Origin of the sequence: Aporhodopirellula sallentina SM41, assembly GCF_000346505.1 — a bacterium.
In the GTDB taxonomy this organism is placed as follows: Bacteria; Planctomycetota; Planctomycetia; order Pirellulales; family Pirellulaceae; genus Rhodopirellula; species Rhodopirellula sallentina.
In genome coordinates, this window is record NZ_ANOH01000281.1 from 1 (window position 1) to 4,598 (window position 4,598).

Below are 4,598 nucleotides of genomic sequence, written 5' to 3' on the forward strand. Positions count from 1 at the left end.
ACCCGTCGGTCAATCGCGGTAACAACCGGATGCAGTATCTGTTTCTCAACGGTCGCCACATTCGTGACCGGGCGTTGCAGCACGCGTTGGGCGAAGCGTACCGTGGTTTGTTGATGGTGGGGCGACACCCGGTGTGTTTTCTGCGGATGACGATGCCGCCTGAGATGATCGACGTCAATGTGCACCCCGCAAAACTCGAGGTGCGCTTTACCGACAGTGGCCGTGTTTACAGTCGGTTGTTGCAGACGCTGCGTCAGCGATTCCTATCGACCGATATGACGCACCGGGTTGGGGCGGCACCGGCGCCCGAACCGATGAAGGGGGATGACCTGCGTTCACGCGGTGAGTCCGTGATGGGCATGCCGGCTCGCGAAGTCGATGAGCAGCGACAGTCGGTAATTGAATGGGCGAGAACGGGACAGGACGCGCCGGAAAATCGTGGCGTTGATATCTCCGCCTCGTCCACCGTCAACCGAATTGATGGGGCTACGGTGCACGCGTCACCGGTTCACTCGCAACCGTCTCAATCCCAGACGCCAGGCACGTCGTCGGGTGTGTCGCCGTCTGGCTTAGGTGGTGTTCCCAACTTCCGTCCTTTTTCTGACGGTGGCGCATCGGTGTTGCCAGGGGCGACGGTTCAAGGTGACGGCTCGGCGGTGGCTTCCCCGGCGAATGACGCCTCGGACAGTGTCGCACCATGGGATCTCGAACCCGATGCGACATCCTCGGCAAACGCCGGCGTTTCCGGTGCAGTGGATGGTACTGGGCCTTCGCCGAGTGTTTGTTATCTCGGGTTCCAGGTTCGCAACCGGTATCTGGTGACCCAGGATGAAAAGGGCATGGTCGTGATCGACCAACACGCGTTGCATGAGCGAGTGCTTTATGAGCGAGTTTGCCAGAAGGTGCTCGGTGAGAACGCGTCGCTCGAAGCACAGCGATTGCTCGTGCCCGAACCGGTTTCGTTGACACCTGCCGAAAGAGCAGCGGCGCTCGAAGTGCGAGACACACTCGCCAGGATCGGTTTGGAGATCGAAGACTTTGGCGGTGAAACGATCCTGATCCAGTCGTATCCGGCGATCATGCCGAACAAAGATCCGGCGGATATGCTCAGGACGATTCTTGAATCGGTGATGGGTGCCGGACGCGATCCGAACCCGAAGGACCTTCTCAATCACCTGTTAAGCACGGTCGCATGCAAGGCGGCGGTGAAGGCGGGAGATCCTTTGTCACCGGAGGAGATCACCAGTTTGCTCGAGCAAAAGGATTTGTATCAGGACACGCATCATTGTCCGCACGGACGTCCCACGGCGTTGTTCTTCAGCCTCGACGAACTCGACCGAATGTTCGGGCGTTTGGGGCCGCGCGGCCGCGTGACGACTTAGACCGTTTCTAAACATGATGTCGCCTGAATTCAGGCAAATTCGGCTACGGGAATCGGGCACCTTAGATTTCAGAATGCTCTCGTGGTCCGACGCGGTTTGGTGTTCCGGTAGGCGGTAGTGGATCTTGTTAAAGATGCTCATGCTGCAGGATCTTTAACAAGATCCACTACCCGATAATTGAGTTGATAAAAACTACCAGATGGCGTCGCATCAGCCCTGCGGTGGCGATGGCACCTTGTGTCCCCACACGGTTTCGCGGAACAGCGGTTGCATGCCGATGGAATTGTAGGCGGCGAGTGCGGGATGGTTGTCGCGATCGACCGCGAGGATTAATCGTTCGGCTGAATGATGTTGGCAGATATCGATTAGCTTTCTCATCAAGGCTTCGCCGTAGCCACGTCCTCGGTGCTCGGGTGCGATGCCCATGTAAACGAGCTCGATCACCGCCGACGGGTTGCTTTCTTCATCGGATTCGTGATGGCTGTTGGCGTGACGGGCGAGGATCAGGCAACCGACGTTCGCAGGCTCCTGATCCGTGGAAGCGTCGCTTGTGGAGGCATTGTTTGTCGAGGGATTGTTTGTTGTTTCAGTACTCTCGCGAGCGATGAACCACAGGTCCGGTGCGAAGGCGGCCGCGTTTCGGTATCCGGCAATGATCTCTTGGACGGTTCGAAAGTTTTCGAGCGGTGGGCAGTCGAGTGAATCGACATAGGTCTGTGCAACGACTTTTTCAAACAGATCTCGTTGGGCGGCGTCATCGTGATCGAGCGATTCGAGAGTGAGCGGCGCGGCGCTTGTGTTTTCTTTGTCTGTGTCGGCAGTCGTGTTCCACTGGCCGTTGTCATCGCAATCGAGGGCGAGGTACTCGAGTGTTCCGATTTGTGAGAATTGAAAAGTTTCGGGCCAGCGGTTTGCGGGAACCGGATGCGTCTTCGCGGCATCCTCCGGTGCTGGGGCAACGGGGTCGGTCGCCCATTGAATGAACCGCATGCCTCGATCGGCGATCGTTGTGACCAATTCTTGTCGGAGCGACTGGGCGATTTGGTTCTTGTGGGGCTCGATCGTTTCGGCGGTTCGACCAACTGTCGTGGCTGTCGCCGCAGTTCCCGATTCTGTTTGTTCCGGTGAATCTGGGATGCCAGATGTAGGTGGAATGCTAGAGATTTTGGGGGGCTGGACCCAATCGAGGTGCAGCACCGTGGCGGTGTCGCCTGAATCCGGCAGCAGAGTGATCGCGAGAACCGCGTTTTCGAGCCGTGCGGGTTCAGCCGCGGCCGCGCGCACGATCAGCCGATCCGCTGCCTCCGAACGCAGCACGGTTCTCAGTTGGTCGGTCACGATCCCGGCTCGCGAAGGCGAAAGGCGGTTGAGCGTTGTTGCCAACGCGGTTGCGAGTTCTGCCGTCGATAGGGGCCAGACCGCCACCGACAAAGGTCGCGGTGATTCGACGTCAGAAGCGGTGGAGGCAGACCGCGACGGGATCGGATTGGCTGTGTTTGGGAGGGAATCGGACGGGTCGGGAACTGCTTCCCGAGAGGATTGGGACTCGCCTGACATGGATGCGAATCAGCTAACCGACGCGAAATGTTACGCCGAGGGAGGAGACGAACGAGAGGTGAAACGGGTGACTCTGGGACAACTTAGCGTCTTTTGTCAAAATCGTCTCGATCGGATGGACTGTCCAGGTGATCCCTCTATGATTGGGGGGCTCGTTGGCGTAGGGCAATGGAATGAACCCTCTGACACGGCTGCGTTCGTCTGGGCTCATGTTTGTTCGTTTTTTCAAAGCGAATGAGGCTTTTCGCAGGCGGTTTGATGAAGGTCTCGGAATTGAAAGAATGTTGATGTTGAAATCTCAGAACAAGTTGCGGTCGGTTGGGATGACTTTGGCGTGCCTCACCGCGCTTGCGATGATTCATTCGGTAGTCTGCCAACCCGCATCGGCGCAGAGGTTGTTAGATCGGTGGAGGGCGAGGATCGAAGCGAGGCGCATGCCGCAGCAACCGCCGCCGTACCAACAACCGCTCAGTCCGGGATCTTCGCGAGTGCTCGCGACACCCGTTCCAGGCCAGGATCCCAGTGCTTCGCCGGATGCCGAGGCAACGAGTGGCGAGGGCAACAACGACGACACCGAGGCTACACCTAGTTTCGGTATCGAAGTGTCGCCGGTTTTCACCGGTCGCTACCGAGGGCTGCAAGTACTCGGGTTCAGTTCGGAATCGAACGCACCCAAGGTTGGCATTCGACCGGGAGATGTGATCGTATCGATCGATGGCGTGCGGACGGAGTCTTTGGACGCAGTGCGTGCGGCCCAACGACGTCTCGAAGAAGGTGCCGAGGCCGTCGTCTATATCTTGAGAAACGGTCGTATGTACCAAACGAAGTTGGCGGCCATCGAGGGATCGGGCGATCCGTCGGATGCCACGCGTTCGGTTGCCAAGCCCCCGGTGGATCGTGACAAAGTTGCCGGTTCAAAAAACGGACCGACGCTGGCACGCCCGCGCGGATCATTGGGCCTCGAAGCACGCGACGCCACCCCTCAGCGTGGCGTGTTGGTGGTCACGGTAAAGGAAGACAGTGCGGGCGAAATCTCGGGGATCAAGCCGAATGACCGCATCGTTTCCGCCGCCGGACGACTCATTCGAGATACGGACGGCTTGGTGCGAGAGTTGGCGTTGTTGAATCCAGGCGACTCGGTGACACTCGGTATCGTTCGTGGCAATGCGATGAAGGAGATCGAAGCTGAGATGGGAGGTCCCGGTGGCGTCCCCGCGCGATCGGCAACCGAGCGTGGTGAAATCCGCCCGGCGACTCCTTCGCAACAACCCAAAGCCGATTCGAAGTCGCAAGCAGCGAATCCCGCTGCTGCGGGTGAGAGTTTGTTGGGCGGTGTCGGTTCGGCACTCGGGAATTTTTTCTCAGTACCTAATAGTGCAACTCCCAATAGCTCAACGCCCAATAGTTCAGGGCCTAACAGTTCAGCACCTGATAACTCGGGTGTGGATCAATCGCAAGGTCCTCAGGCCGCTCGAGAGAGCAACGGAAGCAGTGGCGAGTTGCCTGCTCCGAAACCGCGTGACGGTCTTCTCGACGGGGATTCGGATCCGCTCGCCCTCCCCGATGACGAGTTCGGCGACAACACGTTGCCGGCGCCGGCCGGTCGCTGATCGGGCTCAACGCCCAATCACGTTGGGGGGAATGCACGATGTGATACAC

At 58.7% G+C, this 4,598-nt stretch carries 3 protein-coding genes; 2 read left to right on the forward strand and 1 reads right to left on the reverse strand.

Annotation, left to right across the window (positions count from 1 at the left end; all coding sequences use genetic code 11):
- Positions 1 to 1,382 (forward strand): DNA mismatch repair endonuclease MutL (gene mutL, locus RSSM_RS19205; protein WP_044303039.1); only part of this gene is annotated, 1,382 nt, incomplete at its 5' end.
- Positions 1,383 to 1,592: 210 nt separating this feature from the next.
- On the opposite strand, the gene RSSM_RS19210 is transcribed toward mutL, so the two are convergent.
- The gene (locus tag RSSM_RS19210; RefSeq protein ID WP_008682448.1) at positions 1,593 to 2,939 is read right to left on the reverse strand and encodes a GNAT family N-acetyltransferase; all 1,347 of its coding nucleotides are present in this window, start codon (positions 2,937 to 2,939) and stop codon (positions 1,593 to 1,595) included.
- 434 nt (positions 2,940 to 3,373) lie between these two features.
- Between RSSM_RS19210 and RSSM_RS19215 the strand changes: the two genes are divergently transcribed.
- On the forward strand, positions 3,374 to 4,549 hold the full coding sequence (locus RSSM_RS19215; protein WP_236621240.1) for a PDZ domain-containing protein: 1,176 nt from the start codon (positions 3,374 to 3,376) through the stop codon (positions 4,547 to 4,549).
- Positions 4,550 to 4,598 lie beyond the last annotated feature (49 nt).